This is a genomic window from Terrisphaera buseokensis, assembly GCF_047521145.2.
GTDB lineage: Bacteria > Verrucomicrobiota > Verrucomicrobiia > Opitutales > Opitutaceae > ER46.
The window spans coordinates 6794282-6817491 of record NZ_CM134186.1 but is presented as its reverse complement, the minus strand read 5'-3'; the positions used below and the strand labels follow the sequence as shown (position 1 = coordinate 6817491).

12 protein-coding genes and 1 tRNA gene are annotated in these 23210 nt (G+C 65.7%); 3 read left to right on the top strand and 10 right to left on the bottom strand.

The features are described 5' to 3' along the window. Window positions 1-138 precede the first annotated feature (138 nt). Together ACLJEU_RS25665 and ACLJEU_RS25660 are read right to left on the bottom strand one after the other, a co-directional pair. A complete protein-coding gene (locus ACLJEU_RS25665) occupies window positions 139-1254 on the bottom strand; it encodes a FecR family protein (protein WP_414661150.1) in 1116 nt (371 codons plus the stop codon). Then, on the bottom strand, window positions 1251-1805 hold the full coding sequence (locus ACLJEU_RS25660) for an RNA polymerase sigma factor (protein WP_414661151.1): 555 nt from the start codon (window positions 1803-1805) through the stop codon (window positions 1251-1253). The genes ACLJEU_RS25665 and ACLJEU_RS25660 overlap by 4 nt, the downstream gene beginning before the upstream one ends. Window positions 1806-2116: 311 nt before the next feature. Between ACLJEU_RS25660 and ACLJEU_RS25655 the strand changes: the two genes are divergently transcribed. Further along, on the top strand, window positions 2117-4492 hold the full coding sequence (locus tag ACLJEU_RS25655; RefSeq protein ID WP_414661152.1) for a TIR domain-containing protein: 2376 nt from the start codon (window positions 2117-2119) through the stop codon (window positions 4490-4492). 304 nt (window positions 4493-4796) lie between these two features. On the opposite strand, the gene ACLJEU_RS25650 is transcribed toward ACLJEU_RS25655, so the two are convergent. Continuing rightward, the gene (locus ACLJEU_RS25650; protein ID WP_414661153.1) at window positions 4797-6368 is read right to left on the bottom strand and encodes an excinuclease ABC subunit UvrC; all 1572 of its coding nucleotides are present in this window, start codon (window positions 6366-6368) and stop codon (window positions 4797-4799) included. 167 nt (window positions 6369-6535) lie between these two features. Here ACLJEU_RS25650 and ACLJEU_RS25645 point away from each other — a divergent pair, with 167 nt between their 5' ends. After that, the gene (locus ACLJEU_RS25645) at window positions 6536-7879 is read left to right on the top strand and encodes a CinA family nicotinamide mononucleotide deamidase-related protein (RefSeq protein ID WP_414661154.1); all 1344 of its coding nucleotides are present in this window, start codon (window positions 6536-6538) and stop codon (window positions 7877-7879) included. An 84-nt stretch (window positions 7880-7963) separates the two neighbouring features. Here the strand turns inward: ACLJEU_RS25645 and ACLJEU_RS25640 are convergent, their stop codons facing one another. Further along, on the bottom strand, window positions 7964-8878 hold the full coding sequence (locus tag ACLJEU_RS25640) for a phosphoribosylaminoimidazolesuccinocarboxamide synthase (RefSeq protein ID WP_414661155.1): 915 nt from the start codon (window positions 8876-8878) through the stop codon (window positions 7964-7966). Between the two features lie 144 nt (window positions 8879-9022). On the opposite strand from ACLJEU_RS25640, the gene ACLJEU_RS25635 reads away from it, so the two are divergent. Then, window positions 9023-9099: transfer RNA gene (locus ACLJEU_RS25635), tRNA-Glu, on the top strand. Between the two features lie 140 nt (window positions 9100-9239). Here ACLJEU_RS25635 and ACLJEU_RS25630 read toward each other — a convergent pair. From ACLJEU_RS25630 to ACLJEU_RS25605, 6 genes are all read right to left on the bottom strand, one after another. After that, window positions 9240-12374, bottom strand: coding sequence for a TonB-dependent receptor (locus ACLJEU_RS25630; RefSeq protein WP_414661156.1), 3135 nt, complete (start codon window positions 12372-12374; stop codon window positions 9240-9242). Between the two features lie 298 nt (window positions 12375-12672). Next, window positions 12673-14664: a DUF4832 domain-containing protein gene (locus tag ACLJEU_RS25625; protein WP_414661157.1), complete on the bottom strand. Its 1992-nt coding sequence runs from the start codon at window positions 14662-14664 to the stop codon at window positions 12673-12675. A 57-nt stretch (window positions 14665-14721) separates the two neighbouring features. Further along, window positions 14722-16953, bottom strand: a complete 2232-nt coding sequence (locus ACLJEU_RS25620) for a beta-N-acetylhexosaminidase family protein (RefSeq protein WP_414661158.1) — start codon at window positions 16951-16953, stop codon at window positions 14722-14724. Between the two features lie 12 nt (window positions 16954-16965). Then, window positions 16966-19464 carry a DUF1592 domain-containing protein gene (locus tag ACLJEU_RS25615; RefSeq protein ID WP_414661159.1) on the bottom strand — a complete coding sequence of 833 codons (2499 nt, stop codon included), beginning with the start codon at window positions 19462-19464 and terminating at the stop codon, window positions 16966-16968. A gap of 35 nt (window positions 19465-19499) precedes the next feature. After that, window positions 19500-20816: a DUF1552 domain-containing protein gene (locus ACLJEU_RS25610; protein WP_414661160.1), complete on the bottom strand. Its 1317-nt coding sequence runs from the start codon at window positions 20814-20816 to the stop codon at window positions 19500-19502. Window positions 20817-21143: 327 nt separating this feature from the next. Then, complete coding sequence (locus ACLJEU_RS25605; RefSeq protein ID WP_414661161.1) at window positions 21144-23189, bottom strand: hypothetical protein; 2046 nt, start codon at window positions 23187-23189, stop codon at window positions 21144-21146. Window positions 23190-23210: the final 21 nt, after the last annotated feature.

Genomic DNA, 23210 nt, shown 5'->3' with positions numbered 1-23210 from the left:
GAGGTGCGAATTTCCGTTATGCCGAAAGCGATTTATTCCCGCGCCCTGCTTGACCACGACCGGGACCGCGACCGCCCCCGGTCGCATCCGTGCGACTGCAACCAGGGTCGTCGCCGTCCCGGGGGAACCAGGCCCCGATCACTCCGGCATGATCAACACCACGCTGCCGTCGGCGCGCGCGGTGGCGTCGATGCCGAAACTCGATTTCAGCAGACGCACGAACGCCTCGGTGCCATCGGCGCGGAACGTGCCGGACACCAGCACGCGTCCGGTGGCGGAATTCGCGACCTTGAGAACGCGTTGCGTGGCTGAGCGCGCGTGGCGGTTGAATTCGCGCACGACCTCGGCGAGCGGCATTTCGCTGAACTCAAGCCAGGCCGTTTTCCACGCGGTGGCGCGTTCCAGCGATTCCGGTGTGGCCACGGTGCTCGCGGCCGGTGACGGCGTGCCAGCGGCAACGGGGATCACGACGCTGTGACCCGCGGCGAGCAACGACTCGCCCAAGGGATGCGACGCCGATGCCGTCGCCTTCGTCGTGGGATCGGGCGGGCTCGTCGTGGTTTCAAGCAGGCTGCGGCCGCCGGTGTCGTCGACGCGGACGCGGCCTTCGGTCACGACCACTTCGACCGTGGCGGCCGAGGCACTGACGGTAAATGCCGTGCCGACGGCGCGCACCGCAACCTGGCCGGCTTCGACGATGAATGGCCGTGTCGCATCCTTCACGACGTCGAAGTGCGCATCGCCGGCCACCAGCCGCACGCGCCGCTCCTCGCGCGTGAAAACGGATTCGACGCGGCTGCCCGGTTTCAGCGCCACCGTCGATCCGTCCGGCAGCGTGAGTTCCTCGGCGGCGTGCCGCACAAGGACGGTGCGCTCAACGGCAGGCGGCGGCGCGAGCAGCGTGCGCACGTTGGGCAGCACCCCGAACACCATCGCCGCCGCGGCCGCGAAGCCGATCGCGCCCCACGCGATCGCGCGGGGTCGTGGAGCCAGCGACGAACGGCGGGGCGCGTTGAGCAGATCGGGATCCGGAGCCGCATCGGCGGGCGGTCGCAGCGCCGCGAGGCGATCGAGGGCGGCGAACGGCCCCTCGAGTTCCGCGAGGCTGCGGGCATGCGCCGGGTCGCGTATCCACCGATCAAATTCCTGCTGCTCCGCGGGCGAGAGGCCGCGATCGCGCCGCGCGAGCCATTGCTCCGCCGTGACGGTATGAGTCGCGGACGCCCTGCGGGATCGGGAGTCGGTGTGTTTCATCGGCTGATGCCCTGCGCCCGCAGGTAGTCGGCGCAACGCCGCGCGCCCTTGCCCATCTGCACTTCCACCGTGTGCTCGGAGATGCCGAGATGGGCGGCAACCTCGCGTTGGGAGAGACCGTAGAGTTTGCGCAACGTGAACACCTGCCGGCACCGGTGGGGCAGCCGGCGGATCGCCTCGGCCAGGATCTCAATCTCCTGTTTGGCCGCGGCGCTCTCGGCTGCGTCCGGCCGTTCCTCGAGGAGGCTGAGGCTGGCACCGTCGTCGAAGGCTGCGGCTGCGCTGATTTTCTGACGGCGAAACACATCCAGGGCCGCGTTGCGCGCCGCGGTGAAGAGAAACGCCTGCACGGAACGAATTGCGCCCTGGCTCCGGGCCCGGAAGAGGCGGACGTAAGCGTCCTGCACCACATCGTCGACGTCGCGCAGCTGCGGGAAACGGCCGGCGAGCCACGCCCGCAACCTGAACTCATGCGGCGCCACTTCCTCCGCGAACCAGCGCGCCGGGTTTTGCGGCAGCGCGGGCGCGGAATCGGAGGGGGTCGGGTTCATCGGGGCCATGAACGGGCGCAGCGTGCAAGGGCGCGCGCGATAAAGGCGAGTCGTTTTCGTGCGGTGGTGAACGTCGGAGCGATCACCGGAGCGACCGGGGGCGGTCGCGGTCCCAAGGGGCTGCCATCCCGGATCGAACCCAACGCAGCCTGACCCGGTTCGAATTCCCCCTCCATACGGGTTTGGATACGGGTGCCACCTCGGAACCAAGGTGCACCACGTTGTGCGGTATCGGGTCACGGGAATGAACTCGCCAGTGCCGGAACACTTTTGAAATGTCGGCCCGCTCCCGGTCCCCTTCACCCCTGCCCGTGTCCCTCTCCGACGCCAAAGCCGTCTTTCTTTCGTATGCCTCGCAAGATGCGGAGGCCGCGAACCGCATCTGCTCCGCGTTGCGCGCCGCGGGCATCGAGGTGTGGTTGGACCAGAACGAACTCGACGGTGGCGACGCGTGGGATCGGAAAATCCGCGGCCAGATCACTACGTGTGCGCTGTTCCTGCCCATCATTTCCGCCAGCACGCAGGCGCGCCATGAGGGTTATTTCCGGCTCGAATGGAAACTGGCGGCGCATCGCACCCATATGATGTCGGGCGCGAAGGCCTTCCTTCTGCCCGTCGTGATCGACGCGACGCGCGACGTCGAGGCGCATGTGCCTGAGGAGTTCCGCGGCGTGCAGTGGACCCGCCTGCCCGGCGGCGCGGCGACGTCGCACTTTGTCGGGCGAGTGAAGACCTTGCTCGCGATGGATGTAGTGGCGTCGCTGGACGGCGCGCGCGCTGCGACTACGCCGGACGGACATGGAAGGGCCGCGTCCCGACGTAAGCGCCTCGCGAAGGTGTGGGCGGTTGCGATTGCGGTCGTCGTGATCGGCGCGGGCTCCGCCTTCATTGCCACGCGCAAATCGCAATCGGCGTCGCCGAATGCGGTCGCAGCCCAGGCGCTGAGCCCGTCGAACGGAGCGCGCTCGCCCGCCGCCCCATCGTCCTTCCCCTTGAACCCTGCGCCCGCGGCGGCTCCGGCCGCCGCTTCCGTCGCCGTTCTCGCCTTCGCCAACCTGAGCACGGACAAGGACACCGAGTATTTCTCCGATGGCGTGAGCGAAGAGATTCTCAACACGCTCGCCAACCACCCCGGATTGCGGGTCGCGGCGCGCACGTCGTCCTTCTCGTTCAAGGGCCGGAACGTGCCGATTGCCGAGATCGGCCGTGCGCTCAACGTGGCCAGAGTGATCGAAGGCAGCGTGCGCCGGGCGCGTGACAGCGTCCGCATCACGGTGAAGTTGATCAACGTTGCCGACGGGTATCTCGTATGGTCGGAGACTCTCGATCGCCCGTTCATCGAGATTTTTTCCCTGCAGAGTGAGATCGCGTCCCAGGTCGTACGGAGGCTCGCCGCGTTGGCCGCGGGATCTCCTGCGGCGTTTTTCGCCCCGGAGGCCCCCAGGAATGCGGCCGCCTACGACCTTTATCTGCGCGGCCGGGCGCAGCAGCTTGCTGGGAACGGCCCGCGGGCCCGCCAGCTGTTTGAGGAAGCACTGCAGCTTGATCCCGGCTACGCACTCGCCTGGGCCCGCATCTCGCAGACTCACATGCGCGTGATTCTGGGTGGCTATGATCGCAGCGAGGCCACGGCAAGCCGGGCGCGGGCCGCCGTCGCCCACGCGCTGCGCCTCGATCCACGTCTGCCCGAGGCGCTTCTCGCCGATGCGACACTCCGCATTGGCGCCGACTACGATTTCGATGGCGCGGAGCATGCCCTGCGGGAGGTCGAACGGCTGAGGCCCAACGACCCCGACGCGTCCCTGCTGCGCGCGATGCTGGCGCAGGCGCGCGGGCTTTGGAACAACAGCCTTGTCAGCCTCACGCGCCGGGCCGAGGAACTCGATCCGCAGAACACCGAGTCACTGGAGCGGCTCGGCCTCATCCTCCAGCGCGCCGGCCAATTTTCCGAGGCCGAACGATTTTTTGCGCGCAGTGTGGCGCTCAGCGTAAACCGCGACGCGCCCTTCCGTTTTCGCGCGGCCAACCATGCCGCGTGGACGGGAGACATCGCGGCGGCACTCCAGATTCTAGAGTCCGCTCCCGAAACGTCCCGCTCAGCCGAACTCTATCACATCATGCGTGGGACGTGGCGCGCCCAGCGCGGCGAGCTCGACGCGGCAGCCGCTGACTTTGAAAAGGCGCGCACGGGGGCGAATCAAAATCCCGCGACCGGACCGAGAATCTGGCGAGCCCGTGCCACCTATCGGCTCGCACGGCTGGAGGCACAGCGCGGGCGAGCCGACCGCGCCCGCGAACTGTTCGCCGAGGCATCATCGGCACTCCGCAAGGTTGAAGAAAGTGTCCCGGATCTCGTGCGCACACCCTACGAACTCGCCTTGATCTACGCGCGTCAGGGCAATCGGTCCGCCGCCCTCGCCGCGGTGGATGAGTCGACCCGCCGGGCCGCCCGAAACGGGGACGCCTACGAAATCGCGACCGTAAAAATCGCCCGGGCCGAGATGCTCGCTGCGCTGGGTGAGAAGGAATCGTCGATCTCTGTGCTGCTTGCACTGCACAAAATGGGCTATGGCTTCGGCTACACCCTGCGGACCGATGTCGAATGGGAATCGTTGCGTGACCATGAGATGTTCCGCCGGCTTGCGGATGAGGCGGAATCCCGCGCCCAAGCCCGCCCCTTGCCCTAGAAACGAGCAGACCCGAGGCGACGCAGCGGGCAAAATGCGGCCATCCAAGAGTGAACATGATCCCACGCCGCGCCGAGGTCACAGCCCTCTGCGAGCAACTGATACCAATCGTCCTTTCCCTTTGGACTTTAGCCGTGGCTACGAGCGCCAGCGAGTGGTCGTTCGGCCACTCGCTGGCGCTCGTAGCCACGATCGATCCAGAAGTCCAAAAGCAAGGAGCGATTGGTATGAGTGGGACACGCCTTGGGAGCAGATCGGTTGAGCCGATCACTGCCCCTGGGACCGCGCCCGCCCCCGGTCGCCCTTACGTACTGGGTTCAGTTTCCGTCGGCTCAATTTTTCCTGAAGCGCTGCTCGGCTCGTGAGCGTCCAGGATCGGTTTCTTTTCCGGGGCGGCGTCCGCGCTGCCGTGGAGAAATGCATGCAGTTCCGCCGCGAGCTTGCCGCCGAAACCGTCGACCTCGCCGAGTTGTTCCACGCTCGCGGCGCGCAACCGATCGATGTCGCCGAAGCGCGCGAGCAGCGCGGCGCGGCGCACGGGGCCGAGGCCCGCGAAGTCGTCGAGCACGCTCTCGCGGATTTTTTTCGAGCGCAGGTTCGCGTTATAGGTGTTCGCGAAACGGTGCGCTTCGTCGCGCAGCCGCTGCAGCAGGTTGAGTCCCGGATGATTCAGCGGCAGGTTGAGCGGCGGACGTTCGTCGGGAAAGATGATCGTCTCGTGCTGCTTCGCGAGGCCGATGAGCGCGGGCGGCACGAGATCGAGGGCGACGAACGCCTTGAGCGCCGCGCCGATCTGACCGCGACCGCCGTCGATCACGACGAGATCGGGCAGCGGTTTCTTTTCCTCGGACAAACGCCGGTAGCGCCGGCCCACGACTTCCTCCATCGCGCGATAGTCGTCGTTGCCGATGAAGCTCTTGATTTGAAAACGGCGATAGTTGTCCTTGTCCGGCTTCCCGCCGGCAAAGTGCACCATCGACGCAACGACGAACGTCCCGGAGATGTGCGAGATGTCGAAGCACTCCATCGTCTGTGGCGGTGCGGGCAGCTGCAGCGCGCGTTGCAGGGCCTCGAGCGCTTCGTCGGTTCCGGCTGCGGGCGTGGGGTCATGACGCTCGAAGCGGCGCGTCTTGCGCAGGGTCTGCTCCAGTGCGAACACCACGTCACGCAACTCCGCCGCCTTCTCGAACTCCTGGCGCGAGGCCGCGGCGGTCATCTCGGCGCGAATCGTTTCGAGCCACTCGCGCGACTTGCCCTCGAGGAAGGCGCACGCGTCGTCGACGCGCCGCCGGTAGCCTTCGTTCGTGACGATGTTCTCCGTGCCGTAGAGTTCTTCGCGCACGTCGTCGTAGAGCCGCCACGATCCGTCGGGCAGTTTCTGCGGCGTGCCGTCGCCGAGCAGGATGCCGAACTGGCGTCGCATCTGCGCGAGCGTCTTGCGCAGCAGCCCGCTGTGCGCAAACGGCCCGAAGTAACGCGAGCGATCCTCCTTGCGCAGCCGGGTGAGCCGGAAGCGCGGCAGTTCCTCGGTGAGATCGACGCGCACCTGCAGGAAACGTTTGTCGTCGGTGAAGTCCGTGTTGTACCGCGGGCGCCACTGCTTGATCAGTTTGCCTTCGAGCAGCAGCGCCTCCGGTTCCGACTTCACTTCGATCGTGTCGAAGTCGGTGATGAGATCGATCAGCGCGCGGATCTTCGGCTGGTCGACGGTGCGGGCGCGGCCGCGTTGAAAGTAAGACGACACCCGTTTCTTCAGACTGCGCGCCTTGCCGACGTAGATGATCCGGCCGAGGCGATCCTTCATCAGGTAGACCCCGGGTTTCTCGGGAAGCTGACGCACCTTCTCCTTCAGCGTGATGGCTTGATGCTCGCTCATCGCATCTCCGATCGGCAAAGGCGCGCGACGGACGAAGTGGTCCGGGTCGTGACGTCAAGTCGGATGAAGTGAATTCGCTGCATGGGAGTACGTGACACCCGCGGGGTCGGCCCCTAGATCGTCACTGGCATTTTTCCAGAATCCGCCTAATTTCGCCTCTCGCAAGTATGGTTTCAGCCCACAACGCCGATGGTACCGCTTCGCGGTCGCCAGCCAGCAAGACTCGTTACGAACTGCTCACGCTTGGTGACGAGCTGCTGCTGGGCCTCACGGCCAACGGGCACCTCACCTTCATCGGCGCGCAATTGGGGCGCCGCGGCGCGATGCTGCAGCGCAATGTCACGATCACCGACGAAGCCGACGCGATTGCCGCGCAGTTTCGCGAGAGCTGGGCCCGATCCGATGTCGTGATCACGACGGGCGGGCTCGGCCCGACGTGCGACGATCGCACGCGCGACGCGCTCGCCGAGGTGCTGGGGCAAAAACTGGTGTTTGACCCGGTGATCAAGCAGGCGATCGAGGAACGCTTTACCCGGCTCGGCCGGAAGATGACGGACAACAACCTGAAGCAGGCGTACGTGTTCGAGCGGGGCGAAGTCCTGCCGAATGCGAACGGCACGGCGCCGGGACTCTGGGTCGAACAGGATGGCCGCGTGCTGATCATGCTGCCCGGTCCGCCGAATGAGTTGCAGCCGATGTTCACCGAACAGGTGCTGCCGCGGCTCGCGGAGCGTCGGTTGCTGCTCGGCAGCGAAGCCTACATCCAGTTGCGCACCGCGGGTGTGGGCGAGTCCGTGCTCGAGACGAAACTGCAGCCGATTTTCGATCGCGCGGGTCCGGCCCTGAGCGTGGCGTTCTGCGCGCATCAAGGTGCAGTCGACTGTCGCGTGAGTTCGCCGGGTGGCGAATTGTCGCATGAGGATCTCGAGCGGATCGCGGCGGAGTGCACGCAGCTGTTGGGCGATGACTTTGTCTGCTACGGCCACGAATCGCTCGCGCGGGTGTGCGCGGATTTTCTCCGTCAGCAGGAGAAGCGGCTGGCGGTGGTCGAGACTGCGACCGGCGGACTGCTCGCGCATGCGTTCACGGAAGTGTGCGGGGCGTGCAAGTTTTTCGCCGGTGGCGTCGTGTGCTGTTCGAACGATGCGAAGATGCAGCTGCTGGATGTGCCCGAATGCCTGTTGTTGCAGCATGGCGCGGTGAGCGATGAGGCGGCGGTGGCGATGGCGACCGGCGCGGCGGAAACGCTCGGGGCCGACTACGCGCTCGCCGTCACGGGTTTTGCCGGTGCGGCTTCGACGGGGGCCAAGGGTGGCAATCCTGTCGGCACGATCTTTGTCGCGCTCTTTTCGCCCGCCGGCGTGTGGTCGAAGAAACTCAGTTATCCCGGCCCGCGTTCGACCGTGAAAGTGCGCGCGGTGAATGCCGCGCTCGACTGGCTGCGCCGCGAGCTCCTCCGCGCCCACCGCGGCGAGGCGACGCCCGCGCGCCGCATCGGCGCCATGCAGTAAGGGCAGGGTCGTGGGACCGCGAGCGCCCCCGCTCGCCTCCGCTGATTACCGAAGGCGCGGGACCTTGGCGTTCCCTTGAAAACCTCAACCGCCGAGCAAAGCCTTCAACGCCGCGAGGTATTTCTCCTGCGTGCGCGTGATGACATCAGCCGGCAGGTGCGGGCCGGGGGCCTTCTGATCCCATTTGATCGCAACCAGGTGATCGCGCACGAACTGTTTGTCGTAGCTGGGCGGCGACTGGTTGGGCGCGTAGCTTTCGGCCGGCCAGTAACGCGAGGAATCGGGCGTGAGCAGTTCGTCGATGAGCCAGAGTTTGCCCTGGGCGTCGGTGCCGAACTCGAACTTGGTGTCGGCGAGAATCATGCCGGCCTGCCGCGCGCGATCGTGGCCGAACTTGTACAGCGCGAGGCTGGTGGCCTTGAGGGTTGCGTAGAGCGCGGGACCGACGATCGCGGCGCCCTGGGCGTCGTTGATCGGCTCGTCGTGCTGACCCTTGGGTGCTTTCGTTGTCGGCGTGAAAATCGGTTCCGGCAAACGATCCGCCTGGCGGAGCCCGGCCGGGAGTTTGAGGCCGCAGACTTCGCCGGTTTTCTGGTACGAACTCCAGCCGCTGCCGACCAGGTAGCCGCGGACGACGCACTCGATGGGTACGGTCTTTAGTTTCCTCACCACCATGCTGCGCAGCTGCAGATCGCGATCCGTGATGCCGCGGCGGGCGAACTCCCCGGCCTGGTTCGGCAGCAGGTGGTTTTGAATGATGCCGGTGGTCTGGGCGAACCACCAGTTGCTGATCTGGGTGAGGATCGCGCCCTTGCCGGGGATGCCGTCGGGGAGAACGACGTCGAAGGCGGAGAGCCGGTCGCTGGCGGTGAGGAGGAGGGCGTCACCCAGATCGAAGATCTCGCGCACCTTGCCCGAGGCGATGCGGGGAAACGGCAGATGGTCGATGGAAGTGACCGCGCGAGGGGGCAGGGCGGCGGCGATTTCGGAGGACGTCATGCCGGCGATTTTGTGGACACCTCCCGGGCAAAGGTCCCGAACAAAGTTTGTCACCCAACGAAATCCGGAAGCGTCCCGGCAGAACCCCGAAATTTGACCTTGCGCGCAAGGGTTCGCGCCGTACCGTTCGCCCCTCCGCGGTTAGTCCCCATCGTCTAGCCCGGTTAGGACACTACCCTTTCACGGTAAGAACCGGGGTTCGAATCCCCGTGGGGACGCCAATTTTAAGAAGCCCGCTGCTCTCGCAAGAGCAGCGGGCTTTTTTTGGGTACGCAGGCGTGAGGGCATGCTTCTGCCCTTGAGAGGCTGCGGCGTGGTCACGGGAGCGGTTCCAGCCGCGAGTGACCGAGCGCCGCGCGGTTCAGAACGTGCCCTTGAGGCCGAAATTCCAGTTGGCGCCGTATTCCTGGTATTGGCGGAGGACGCGCTGGCGGCGCTCGGCGACCCCGGGCGGCGTGTCGAACCACTTCAGCGGCTGCCCGGTGATGTTGCGGCCCTGCACATAAAGCGTGGTGCGGCGGGTGAGCTTCCAGTTGAGCGACGTGTCGAATTGCGCGACGGCTTCACGGAATCGCCCATACACGCCATCGGGGCGCTCCGCGGTGAACACGCCGCCGAGCGAGCCGTTGAAGCGGCGGTACGCGTAGCCGAGGCGGGCCGACACGCGGTGCGGCGCCATGCCGTTGCGACGCTGGCTGGCGTAGGTGCGCGAATACGAGACGTTGACGCTCGTGCCACGCAGGATCTCGGGGAGAAAACCCAGCGTCTGGTTGTACGAGAGCTCGAGGTTGCGAAAGCGGCGCGTCTCGGTGCTGTTGCGCGTCGTGCGGAAGGAGTAGGCCTGAAGATCGGGATCCTCCTCGCCGAATTCGGAGGCGGTGAAATCGAACGTCTCGCGCAGGTTGCGGATGTCGTTTTGCGAGACCTGCAGCGTGAGCTGGCCGGGGGCGCGGTTGCCGAAGTAGTACGCGAGCCGGGCCTGATAGTTCTTGGAATGCTCGGGCTCCAGGTCGGCGTTCGGGGCGTCGACGCGCTGGGCGTCCTCCACGATGTTATAGACCCCGGTGAGCGAATCGATCGGTGGGCGCGAGATGGCGCGGTTGAAGCCGGCCTGGAACTCGAAGTTCGGCGTGAAGCGATACTTCGTCAGCACCGAGGGAAACGCGTTCACGTAGTCGCTCTCGCGCACTTTGCGCGGCTGGCTGAAAAATTGATACTCGATGCCCGGAATCGTGGTGGCGCGGCCGGCGGCGTTCACCGGCAGGCCGGCGGCGAGAATCTCGCGGCGGAGGCGCGGGTCGTATTCCAGGAGACGGTTCTCGGTCTGCTCAACCCGGAGTCCTCCGCGCAGCATCCAGCGCGGAAGCGGATTCGCGTCGAGCTGCGCGTAGCCGGCGGACACCGTCTGGCGGAAATTGCGGCGGTTGCCGATGAACGCCGTGTAGTAGTTGTCGACCGTGGCGGCGCGCACGAATTCCTGCGGGCGCGACTGGAAGAGCTCGCCGATGCGTTTCCGATCGGCGCGTGGCAGGTTCCCGGTGACGCCCGCGAGATTGGTGAAGGTGAGGGCGTTGGTGGTGCCGGTCTCGAACGGATGCACGGCGATGTAGCCCAGGTTGGCCCAATTGCCGCTCGCGGTGATGTTGGGGAGGCCAGTCGTGGCGTTGAAACCGGTGAGCACATCGCCGCCCGAACCGATGTAGCGCCATAGTTCCCACGGCGCGTAGTTGTTGTTCTTGCGGCTCTCCTCCGTCCACTTGCCGCCGAACTTCAGGACCATCGGCAGGGAGCGGAAGAACGGCACGGTCCACTTCGCGTTGGCCGACGCGAGGTAGACTTCGGTGATCCAGCGGCTGTCGGCGCTCTGTACCCGCGTGCCGCCGGTCCAGTTCCGGAGATCGAAGGCGTCGGGCCCCGAGGTCTGCCGGATGGCCCATTCGTGCGAATCGGCGGCCGGCCGCGTCGCGGTCCAGTCGGCGGCCAGCGAGAGTGTCTCGGCCTGGGAGAAGCCGCGCTCGAGGGAGACGTAGCTGTTGACGGCCCGGGAGTAGTTGAAGCCGCCGTCGATGAGCAGGGTGTCGAGCTTGTATTCGAATTTAGGTGACACCGTGCGGGTGTAGTTCTCCAGCGCGGCGGTGCCGCCGCCGTTGTTGATCACGGGAACGGTGTTCTGCGCCGTGCGGCGGGTGGAGAGCGTGAGCAGCCCGTCGCCGCCGACCGTGCCACGACCGTTGTTGACGTTGGTGTTCGAGTTGGCCGCGACGAAGGTGAAGTTGCGGTTCCAGAACTCGCCTTCGACGTAGGTATAGACGGCGTTGAGCGAAAGCACGAGGCGTGAGGTGGCCTTGTAGTCGACGGCGGCCGAGACGGCGTCCTTCCAGATCATTTTCGGGCCGTCCTTGAAATCGAGCTGGCGGATGACGAGCGGACGCGGATCGGCGGTGGTCGGCGTGCGGTTGTAGTCCTGCGTGAACGAATATTGTTCGGTGTAGGAGTTCGCGCGGGAGGCGGTGAGCATCACGCCGAGGCGCTGTTTGAAGAAGGCCTCGGAGTATTCGAGCTGGGCGTTGGGCCGCCACTTGTAGCGCTCGCGTTCGGCCGGGCCGAGGGTCTTGTGCAGCGTGAATTCCTCGGCGTTGAAATTGAGGCTGACGTTGTAGCCGACGTTGCGGCCGCGGCGGTCGAAGGCCCGGCGCGTGCGCATGTTGATCGTGCCGGACGGGGAGTCGGCGTCTGACTCCGCGCTCGTGGTGCGGCTGATCTCGATCGATTCGATGCCGGTGATGAGAATGCTTTCGAAACTGGTGGCGCGCGAGGCGTCGCCGCCGCCGCGATTCGAGTCGGCGCTGGCGGAGCGCATGCCGTCGACGGTGACGCCAACGTACTGGCCGTCCATGCCGCCGAGCCGCGGGCCGCGGGCCTCGGACTCAACGTAGTCGATGTCGACGCCCGGAAGATATTTCAGGAACTCACCCATGTTGCCGTCGGTGATGTCGCCGAAGATGTCGGACGACACCGAGGTGATGATGTCCATGTTGCGACGCTGGGCCTGCACGGCCTTCGCGTTGCCCTCGCGCTCGGAGGAGACGCTGAAGGCCGCGAGCTGAATCGTTCCGTCCTTGCCCACGGCGGCGGACGCAGCGGCGCTGGTCAGGTTGATTTCACGCACTGCGATCTGGCCGTCGGAAACGGTGAACGCCTCCGTGGCGGGCGTGTAGCCGGAGAAGGTCACCGTGATTGACGCGGGGCCGGCGGCGACGTTGGGAATCGAAAACGTGCCGTCGTTTTCGGTGAAGACGACGCGGTTGGTGCCGTTGAGGCGGATCTCGGCGTTGCCGACGTATTCACGCGAGACGGGGTTGAAAACGCGGCCCTGGATGGAGCCGGAGGCGGCGGGGGCGGTCGCGGCGCAGGCCGCTGTGGGGCACAGCGTGGGCACGATGGGCAGCAGAGCGGCGAGCAGGAGGGTGCGGGACAGAACGGAAACGCGGGGCATGGCTGGGGATCGCCTGGAGCAGGGGAAAGGGGCGGCACCGGGGCGAAACTGGAGCGTCACTGTGCCAGCCGGGCCGGCGCAATGTTTTCCTCGTCGGGCTGTCCCTGCCGTCGTTCGAGGCGGCGGGCGTGCACCTCGACGGGTTCGCGCTGATTCACCGCTCGCGTCGCGCACGGCGGCGTAACGCTGCCCGTGCTGCAGGGCCGAGTCGAAATGTCGCGACAGGTCCGGGACGAAACGGGCTAGATCGCCTGCTGGGAGGAGATGACGTTGCGGGTGGCGGGTGGAAACGCGGGCTTCATTTTAACTGCCGCAGCCGGGTGTCGGTGAGGTCGAATCTCCCTGCCTGATCGGGCGGAAGCAGGAAGCGCAGCACGTTTTCCTCCTTGGCTGTGCTCGCGATCTCAAAGTCGGCGCCGTGCAGCTGCCACTCCGGCGACAGCAGCATCGTGGCCCTTGGGGCGACCGCACGCCGGCCGTCGGTCACCTCGAATTGGACGGCCTGACCCGGCGTGCCGCGCACCCGGCATTCGAACCGATAGCGCCCGGGCTCGAGTTTGGCCGCCGGGAAGAACGTGTAGCTGAGGCTCGACCCGCGCTCAAAGTTTCCCACCACGCTGAGCACCCGGCGTCCCGCCGCGCCCTCCACCGGTCCATCCGTGGTCACCTGTTTTTCCACGGCCTTGGAGCGGGTTTCCAACGTCCAATAGCGCCACGGGTCGATGAGTTCCTGCCGGGGATTGGGAGACCAACGGGCGATCGCCTTCACCGCGGGGGCAGGGGGCGGTTGAACCGCTCGAAGTTCGGCCGGCACCTTGTAAGCAAGGCTCGGATCAAAAGCGGGGCTGTCGAACGCCATGGCGCCCAAGGCGGTTTGCGCCGGTGCCCGGCCCACGCCGATGAAACCGAAGGGATGCCAGCCGCCGCGGAAGTAGTTTTTCGCCGCGAAGCGGACGCTCGGCACCATGCCGCCCTGGCGGTCGAGAATGCCGAGGGCGAGAACGTAGTCTCCGTGCTTGAGGTCGCCCGGCAGCATCGCAACACCCGAGGCGTGATGCAGTGGGGCCGGGCGGCGGTAGGCGTGCACCGCGCCATCCCAGTCCTCGCCCGGGAGCCAGCGACGCACGTCGATGCCCGCGAGGGGGGCCGACCACACCGGCTGCCTCGTTTCGGGATCGAGCAGTGCCACGGCCACCGGCCAGTCGAGATAGAACGGCGCGCTGCCCGTGTTTCGGACCGTGAGTCGGATCTGCACCTCGCCACCCGGTTGCGCCGTGTGCGCGTAACTCAGGGCGTCGATCACGAAGCGGTAGCCAAACGCCTGCTGCAGTTCGGCCGCACCCGCGAGGACGGTCGGATCGGTCGGAGTGTAGTTGCTGATCCACCCGAGGTAGCTCGCGTGGTAGCGACGGATCGTGTCGATCAGGTAGCGACGAAAGGCAGGCACCCTCATGGTCTCGTCCGGCGTGCGGCCAAACGTGGCCTCGGGGGCGGATTCCGGGCGTAGGTTCTGCCAGTTGTATTCCACTTCCCCCTCGATGGGCGCACGTTTCCAGATTTCGCGATGAACGTGGGTGGCCTGCCACGGAAATTGATCCTCCGCCTTGGTGGGAGGTTCGCGGCTCAAGGTGGCGAAGGTGTCGTAGTAGATGCCGAATCCGGCTTCCATGAACTCCGGGTCGGTATGACGGACCAGCACGGGTTTGTTTTTGAACGCGGCCTTGAAAGCGTCCGCAAGCAGGCGGCGTTGTGCCGCGGTGGGTGCGGGATGGTGATGTTCGCCGAAATGTCCGATGAGACCCATCTGCACGGCGAAGATGCGCGGGTCGTTGTCCCAGGCTTCGCCGAGCTTGGCCACCAGTCGCCGCAGCCGCTCCTGAAACGCGGAGCTGTCGTAGTCGAAAGCGGCCAGATCGGCCGGCCAGTGCTGACGTCCGGGAGTTCCGTTCCAGTCGAGGTAGACCCGGGGCACGAGCTTGACGTTCAGGTCCTCGAAACGCCGGCCCCGGGTCACAGTGATTTGATTTGTGTGGGCGATGATGCGTTCGACGGTGTCACCGGCACCGACCTCGATCTCCTGCCACTTGATGTATTTCCGCTCGAGCAGCCCGAAGCCGTCGGGCTTGTAGGCGCGAAAGCCCTTGAGCGGGTTGTTGATCGCACCGGAAAACTCCGGCGGCCGGACCGTGACCCAGCCGTCGCGCATGGCGGTGCGTTCGGATTCCGCCGCGGGCGCGGCGTTGACGAAAACAAGGAACAGCGCGACGGCGGGGAGAAGGCTCGTTCTCATCGTGCGGACAACTGCTCGGCAGGAGTGGGCGCGGCGCGGGACGTGGGTGGCCTCGGCTCAGCGCGCGCCCAGCGGTTTCCGGGCGATTTCGATATCGGCCCGGACGGCGGACGTGAGTGCCGCCCAGGAGAACGGCTGCCGCGCGCTCGAAAGCACCGGGAGGCGGTTATACTTTGCGCCGAGTTCGGCGAGGCGTTGCCAGTGTCCCAGAGCCCGCTCCAAGGCGGCGATGGCCGCGGTCTGCCGGGCCGGGTCCTGCTGCGCCCGGGCGGTCGCGAGGGCCACACCGCCCCGCAGCTTCTCGGCGAAATAGTTGCCGTAAGCCACCCAAGCCTCGAGGTCGGTGAGTTCGCATTCCAACGTCGGCGACGGCGTCCGCTGGGCGCGGATGGCGGCGACTCGGTGCATCGTTTCCGCCCCGTCGCGGTCGAGCTGCGCCGCGAGCGCGAGGGGCGAGAGGACGCCCGGTGCCGTCACGCCGCCGGCCTGCACGAAATCGGCGATGTTGAGGTAGCGCTTCGTATCGAGCACGGGCCGTTTGATGAACGCGTCGACGTCAAAGAACGTGCGCGCGCCGTCATCCCGGTCGATCCACGAGGAAAATCCCTCCGTGTAGAGCGAGCCGTCCCACGTGCCCCGAAAGAACGACGCGAAATGGAGCGGCACCTGGCTCGCCCGTTTCCACGCTTCCAGCAGATCGTCGCCGAGGCCGGGGCCGAAGCGCTCCTCCAGCAGCGCGGCGAAGACCCGGTCGGGGGTTCCGCTGTCGTAGAGCACCCGGCCCCACACTGCGTAGAAAAGCCACTGCCGCTCGAACGCGAAGCGCCAGTCCCGATGCGGGCCGGGCGCGGTGATGTAGTCGAGCGCGGGGATGTAGCACTCCGAGCCGACGATGGCGCCTCCGACGTGCGCCTGGCTTTGGTTCCGCACGAACGCCCGGACGAAATCGGGCTGCCCCCAGCGCAGGACGAAGATGTCCTCGTTGCGCATGGTCCAAACGACCTTGTGGTGCGTCGGCACCGGATTCCAATAGGCGTCGGAAAGTTTGCCGCCGTGGACCATGAACAGGTCGGGCGAGGAATGGGCGTGCGACCAGTTGTGTTTGAATTCCACATACACCGGACCGGTGACGTTCCGCGTCAGGCCCTCGATCTGGGCGCGGGTGCGGCGGTCGTTCTCCTCGCTCGTGGTGCCGCCGGAGCCCACGTTGGCCGAGAGCGGCGCGCGGTAGATGAATTTTGCCGGCCGTTTCGCGTCGGCCATCCCGGCGAAGAAGGTCCGGTCCAGCCAGGCGCGTCGTTGGTCGGGCGACATGCCGCCCATCTGTTCGCCCAGCGTGATGCCCAGGCCGGTGAGATCGGGATACTCGTCGAGCACCTGCGTCACGACCTCGCGCGTGTAGCGGACCACGATCTCGCTGTTCTCGGCTTCGGACCCGATATGCCGGCCGCCATCGCTCCAGCGCGCGACGTGGTGGGCGCGGGCGAATTCCGGGGAGACGAAGATATTCCAGTTCACCAGGTAGGTTTCGATGCCCCGTTCCTTCGCCAGCGCAAAAATCCCGCGCCAAAGCGTGCGCCACTCGGCCAGTTCCGCGTCAGTGAACGAACTCGCCTCGGGGAAGTTCCGCGGGCGAACCATGGAGTGGAACGGATGCAGGCTCCACAGCGTGAGCGCGTTGAAGCGGTTCGCCGCCATCATATCGAGAAACGCCTCCCAGAATTTCAGATCGCGGCAGGTGGCGTCGTGCTGCTCGATCACCGGACTGGTGCGGTAGGCCGCCCACGGCAGATTGAACTTGAGGGCGCGAAACTCGAACGACGCCTTCACCGTGCGATCCGCGATCGTGTTCCAAGCCGTGCCCAGGCGGATTTGCTCCGCCGCGTCCAGCACGCCATACATCGCGCCCCGTTCGTCGCTCCCGGTGATGTTCAGGCCCTGGCGCGAGTTGACCCGCCGGAAGCCATCGGGGCCGATGGCGGTGACGGCGGCCGCATCAATGGAGACCACGATCGCCGCACCCTGATCGGGCGCTTCAGCCGGTTTCCTCTTCAGGGTGTCGCCTTGCCGCTGGAGTGCCGATTCCAGTTTGCCCACGGCGAAGCGAAGGAGCGGCGAATCAGGTGCAACGATGGTGACCTCGGCGGCGTGGAGCGCGCCGGCGCAGGCCAACAGCGCGACCGGCAGCAGCGCGAGTCGGACGAGAGGGAATGTGAGGGCCCGCGACCCCAGGCTGCACAGGGGCGGGCGGGTGGAGCGCTGGGTGCTGGCGGTGCCTTTCGTTTTCATCGGAATGACGGCTCAACGGCTGAGGAACAGCTCGCTCGTCACCACCGCTTCGATCAGCGAGCGCAGGCCTCGCTGGCGCTGCGGTAGTTCCGCGACGATTTTCTCCACGACAGGTTCGTCGAGCAGGCCGATGCGGCGGCCGCAGCCGTAGGTAAGGAGGCGATTCGTGAGCATGCGGGCGAAGAGGTCCTGTCGTCTGACGAGAATCTTCTTCAGTCCCGCCACGTCGGAAAATTTTTCACCGCCGGGCAGTTCGCCGGCAGGGTCGATCGGGGTTCTGCCATAGCTCGTGCGCCACGCACCGACGGGATCAAAGTTCTCCAATGCGAACCCGAGCGGATCGATCTTCTGGTGACAGCCGTAGCAGTTCGGCGATTCGCGATGCTTGCTGACCAACTCGCGGATGGATTTGGCCCCGCGCACATCGGGGTCGATCGCGGGCACGTTGTCGGGCGGTGGCGGCGGCGGGGTGCCGAGGATGTTTTCCAGCAGGAACACGCCGCGCACGACGGGTGAGGTTTCGATGCCGTTGGCCGAGACGGTCAGGACGGAGCCCATGCCGAGCAGACCGCCGCGCCGGGCGTCGGGCAGCGAGACTTTGCGGAACGCGTGCGCGCGGGCGGGATCGCCGAGATCGCCGAGTCCATAGTGCGTGGCGAGCGGCTGATTGAGGAAGCTGTGTCTGGCGTCGAGGAAGCTTACGATGCTGGCATCGCGCTCGATGAGATCGCGCATGAAGAGCCGGGTCTCCGCCTTGAAAGCGTGCTCCAGGTCCTTGGAGTAGTACTTCTCAAAATCCTTCCGGTCCGGGGGCATGGTGCCGAGACTCCGGAGGTTCAGCCAGCTGTCGAGGAAGCCGGACACAAAGGCGTCGGAGCGCGGGCTGGCCAGCATCCGGCGCGTCTGTGCGGTGACGACCTCGGGCTTGATGAGCTCGCCGCTGCGCGCGAGCTCGAGCAGCTCTGCATCCGGCATGGACGACCAGAGAAAATAGGAGAGTCGTGCCGCGAGCGCGTAGCCGTTGAGCCGGGGGCGTGCCTTGGGGTCGTCGTTGGCGGCCAGGGTGTCTTGAGCGAGGTAGAGGAAGGAGGGCGAGCTGAGCGCCGCCTTGAACGCGTCCTTCAGCGCTTCCTGCGGCGAGTGGCCGGTGTTAATCCGTTTCGTGGCCACGCCCATGAGACGATCCACGTCTTCATTCGTGGCCGGGCGGCGATAGGCGCGTTCGGCGAAGGAATGGAGGACGGGGCGCATGTTTTCAGGAGCGAAAGCCTTTTCCCCCAGCACCGCTCGTTGGGTCGCGGGCGGCCACTGCTCGAAAATGGGGCCGCGGATCTTGACCTCGTGGATACGGATGTGCGGCACCTTTCCCTCTACAATGCTGAGGATGCGATTCTCCACGATGCCGAGGCCGTTCTTCCGGTCGGACTTCGGCCCGGCCGCCGGCCATTTGTCTTTGTGGTATTCCACAATCCGGGCCCAGGAACTGCGGGCGCTTTTCGAGCCGTTGGGGAAGACAAACCGCGGGGTTTGCCCGGCGTCCAGCCAGACCCGCAGCGTGTGCCACACGGGTTCGCCATCGCTCAACGCCAGTTCGGCGAGCATGGGCTGGAGCGGCTGCGGCTGATACAGCGGACCGGCTTTCGCATCGCCGGGCACCAGGCCGAGGCGGAGAGGCTCGCGTGAGTCGGTGCCGAAGATTTTCGGGTCATACGGGTGCTGCCGATTCATGGCTTGGGCGAGCACGCGAATCTCGTAGATTCCGTCCATCGGCACTCCTTGCTGAAAGTCGCTGATGAAGCCGAAGCCGCCCTCGTGGTTGGGGGTGTCCATGCACTCGTAAAGGCCAATAAAACTGTTCTTGAGCCGACCATGCGCGCGAGTCAGCTCCTGCTGGGGTTTGAAGTTCTCGCGGAAGTGCCACACGCGTTCCTCCGGCCGCTCCTGAATCGCGAAGGCCTTGTCGACGACGATTTCCGCCGCTTCGATATACTGGTCCAGGAGGTAGCCCGAGGTCTGGAGCACGTCACCGAGGTTGTCCATCTGCTGCTCGGATTGGTCGCGGGGAAACTTCGTGGTGGGATCGAAGGCCGCCATGTTCATCGCGAACAGATCGCCGATCGTGTTGATGTATTCGCGGCGGTTCAACCGGCGCAGCACCGTGCTGCCTCCGGTGCTGGCAAGTGCCTCCCGTCCCTGCGTGAGGGCCAGCGCCAGCTCCGCGAGGAAGGCCTTCTGTTCCGCGGGCGAGGGCTGTTTGGCTTTTTCCGGCGGCATGTCGCCGAGATGAAGCTGATCCATCATGTCCTTCAGATCGATCAGCGTGTCCATTTTCGCCGCCGGCAGCAGCAGCTGGTCGAAGCGCCGCTCGCCCTTCTGCTTTTCGGGGCCGTGACACTCGATGCAGTAGGTGCCGAGGAATTGTCTGACCACGGTGGCGTCGGCTGCGGCGTGAACCGGCGCCACGGCCGCCGCGAGCAGCAGCCACGCGAGTTGGGACGGGAAGCGATGCATGGGGCGCGGGCGAGAGGAGTGAAGTCGCGGCCGGCTCACGCGAGGCCGGTGAGCGTGCCGGTGCTGGTGCCGAATTTTGCCGTTTCGATGCCGAAGCGCTGCAGCATCGACACGTAGAGGTTGCACAAGGGCTGGCGGCCGGGGCCCGTCGCCGGATAGGCTTTGTGCTCGCCGTGCCTGAATCCGCCGCCGGCGAGGATGATGGGGAGGTTGCCGTTCGTATGCGCGTTGGCGTTGCCCATGCCGCTGCCGAAGAGAACCATCGAGTGATCCAGCAGCGTGCCGGTGCCTTCCTGGATGGATCCGAGCCTGGCCAGAAAGCGGGCGAACTGCTCAACCTGGTAACGCTCCATCTTGATGAGAGCGGCTATCGCCTCGGGGCGCTGGCCGTGGTGCGAGAACGCGTGATAGCCGCCGTTCAATCCGAAGGCCGACGCTTCGAAGTCCCCGCCGATCTCAAACGTCGCGATGCGCGTGGAGTCCGTCTGCAGCGCCAGCGCGATCAGGTCATACATCACGGGGAGGTCGGAGACGAAACTCTTGTTCTCAGGCTCCTTCATTTTCGGATCGGGCTTCGGCACGTGCGCCCATTGGCGGCGCAATTCAATCTGCTTTTCCACGTCGCGGACCGAGGTGAAGTATTCGTCCAGCTTTTCCTTGTCGCGCTGGCCGAGCTGACGTTCGAGGGATTTCGCATCGCCCTGCACCGCATCGAGGATCGAGCCCTTGAGATCGAGCCGGTCCACAGACGCTGAGAGTCGCGCCGCGCTTTCCGAGACAAACAGCTTCCGGAACAGCTCGCGCGGCGTGCTGATGGGCGGCACCCGCGTGCCACTGCGCGTCCAGGACATGAGGCAGCCGCCATGAATCCCGCTCTCAGAACCGAGCGCTAGCGAAGGGAAGCGCGTCGCGCCCCCCATCGTCTCCGCCGCCCGCTGATCCAGCGTGAGATTGCCCTCGGGCATGCCCTTCGCATCGGCCGTGCGCACGCCGCTGAGGAAGGAACTGATTGCAAAGTGCCCGCCCTTCACGCCGTGATCGAGCCCCGAGAAAATCGAGAGATCCTTCTGGTGCGGTCGGAGAAATTCGAGGTCGGTCGGCAGGTCGTAGCCGGTGCCGGCGGTCGTGGGAAAAAACGCCGGCGGGTGAAACCCCAGCATGTTTCCGACGCACACCATCCGTTTGGGCCGAGTCGCGCCGACGCCTTTCCCCGGCAGGGTGCTGATGGCCGAACCTTGGGCAAAGACGCGTCCGCCGAGGGACTCCAGCAGTGGCAGCGCGAGGGTGATGCCGGCGGCCCGCAGGAAATGGCGTCGGGTTGAAGCGAAAATGGGGAGGCGGGAGGCGGACATGGAATGAAGCTTGGTTGGGATGAGATTCGACTGAAACATCAACGAGGATAAGCCCCGGACGCTGTGCCCCGCTCGGCCCGGGCATTTTCAGCGGGAACGTCTGCCACCCGCGGGTCCCGAGTGCGTCTCGATCCGCTGCGCCGCCCGCACCACGCCAGCCGCGTCGCCTGCTGAGCGGATGTATCCGTGACCTCACCACCCGGGGTTCCCGGCTCGAGGAACACGGGCGTCGATCGCGCATCGGTCGCAGGCGCCGCCCGGCCGGGCCCCGCGAGCAGGGGCCGGCACTGGCACTTGGGAATCGAGTGGCGGGCGATCATGCCGGGCTCAAGGGCTGCCTTTGCGGGCAATTTCGATGTCTGCTCTGGGGCCTGAGTCATCGAACCAATCGAAGGTTTTCTGTCCGGCGATAAAGAGCTTGTTGGTGTAGTGGGCATCGAGCTCCCTGGCGTAGTCGTGCCACGCGGCGAGCGCTTTTTCGAGGTGGGCGACGGCCTCGGTCTGATGCCGGGCCTCGCCGGTCTTGCGAAAAAGGCCCACGGACACGGCGCCGCGGATCTTGGCGGCGTAGTAGTGGCCGAGCCGCGCCTGGGTGCGGATGTCGCCCAGCGTTTCGCGGAGTTCAGCATTCCCGCCGTCCTTGATTTCAGCGGCGCCCTTCAAGGCTTCGCCCGCGAGCGCATCGAGTTGATCGGCGGACGCGAGCGGGGTGATCCCGGCCGTCCTGCCCTCGACCACGTACTCGTGGAGGCCGATGTGCTTCGTGCCGTCCATTCCTCCCCACCGCTTGTCCAGGAAGATGTTCACCGTGTGGAAACCCTGGATACTCTTGTCGAGCAGGTTGCCGCGGCAGCCTTCCACCCACCACATGTAGTCCCACGGGACGTAGCGGGTGCGGTTTACCAGGGGAATGATCCGGGAGGCGGCCTGCCAGGTGTCGTAGAGCTCCGCGCCCTGCGTGGTCTTGAGACGCTCCGCAATGAGGCCTTTGAGCAACTGCGGTGAAGTCTGTGGATCGTAGCCCAGGCGACCCCAGAGCATGAAGGAATACCAGTGCTTCTCGTTCTCCAGCTGGCGGGGTGAACTGGGCGTCTTGCTGGCGCTCTCGCGGCCCCAGCAGAATCGGTCCGAGCCCAACACATACCCGGCGGTCCGGCCGTTGCCGGGGAAATTGAGCACCGTTTGTTTCACATAGTCCGGATCGCCCCAGCGCACGAGGAAGATGTCGTCGTTCCGGAGATTCCACCAGGTCTTCATTCCGGCCGGAGTGGCGTCGAGGATGTCTTTTTTGACGAACGGCGGATTGGGCGCGGAATAGAGGCGGGCCCGGGAGTATTTGTATTCGAGGTCGTAGCCATCGGTGAGCTTCTCGAAGCGGTGGCCGATGTACTTGAAATCCGTGAGCCAGTAGCGGTGGATGAATCCGATTTCGCGTTGGGGATTGATCTTCTTGTAGTCGAGGATGCCCTCGCCGTAGACGTCCCAGCACCACTGTTCCTTGAAGTCGTGGTCCTTGTTCTTGTCGCCGAAGTGTTCTCCCGGGCACATGCCGAGGCCTTTGAGCTTCGGATAGGTGAGGAACAGTTGGGTGACTGACTTGCGGATATAGTCCTTGGTGATCGGATTGTCCGGGCTGTCGGTGAGGCCGTAGTGGGTCTCCTCCGTGCCGTAGACGTGAATGTTCCAGACGTACCACCACACCTCGATGCCGCGGTCCTGGGCGTAGGCGATCACCTCGTTCCAGAACTTCACCTTCTCGGCATGGGGCATTTTTTTGATCAGCTGGCCCTTCTTGTTGTAGACATCGTCGAGGGCCACGGCTTCGTAACCGGGCACTTTGACCAGCGTGGGAAACGGATGCCGGTTCCAGAGACTCAGCACATTGTATCGCTGCCGCGCAATCGTATCGAGGTAGTCCTTCCAGAAAGCCATATCCCAGACGTGCTGGAAGTTCTCCTGACCCGAGGTGCCGTTGTCGTCGAAGCTGGGCTGCCGCTTGTCGAGGGGAATGTTGAACTTGATGCCACGTTGCGCGATGTGCGGCTGGTGGTTGGAGTTCTGCAACGAATCGAATGTGCCGGTGCGAATCGCTTCGGCGATGTCGAGCCCGCCATACATCGCGCCGGTGGCATCGCCGCCGATCACGCGCACCTTCGCGCCGTCCCGCTCGATGCGGTAGCTCTGGGCCGCGCCGGCGACCACGCTGATCGCCACGTCGGGCGCGGGCCTTTGGGAGACTTTCACCGCGTGTTCGATTTCCGCGGCGGCAAACGTCAAGGGCGCCGAGTCGGCGGGCAAAAGGGAGACCCCGGCATGACCGAGGACGGCGGACCCCAGGAGGAGTAGGCCGAGTTTTTTGACGGTGATTTTCATGGGTAAGGCGCGGACGAAACT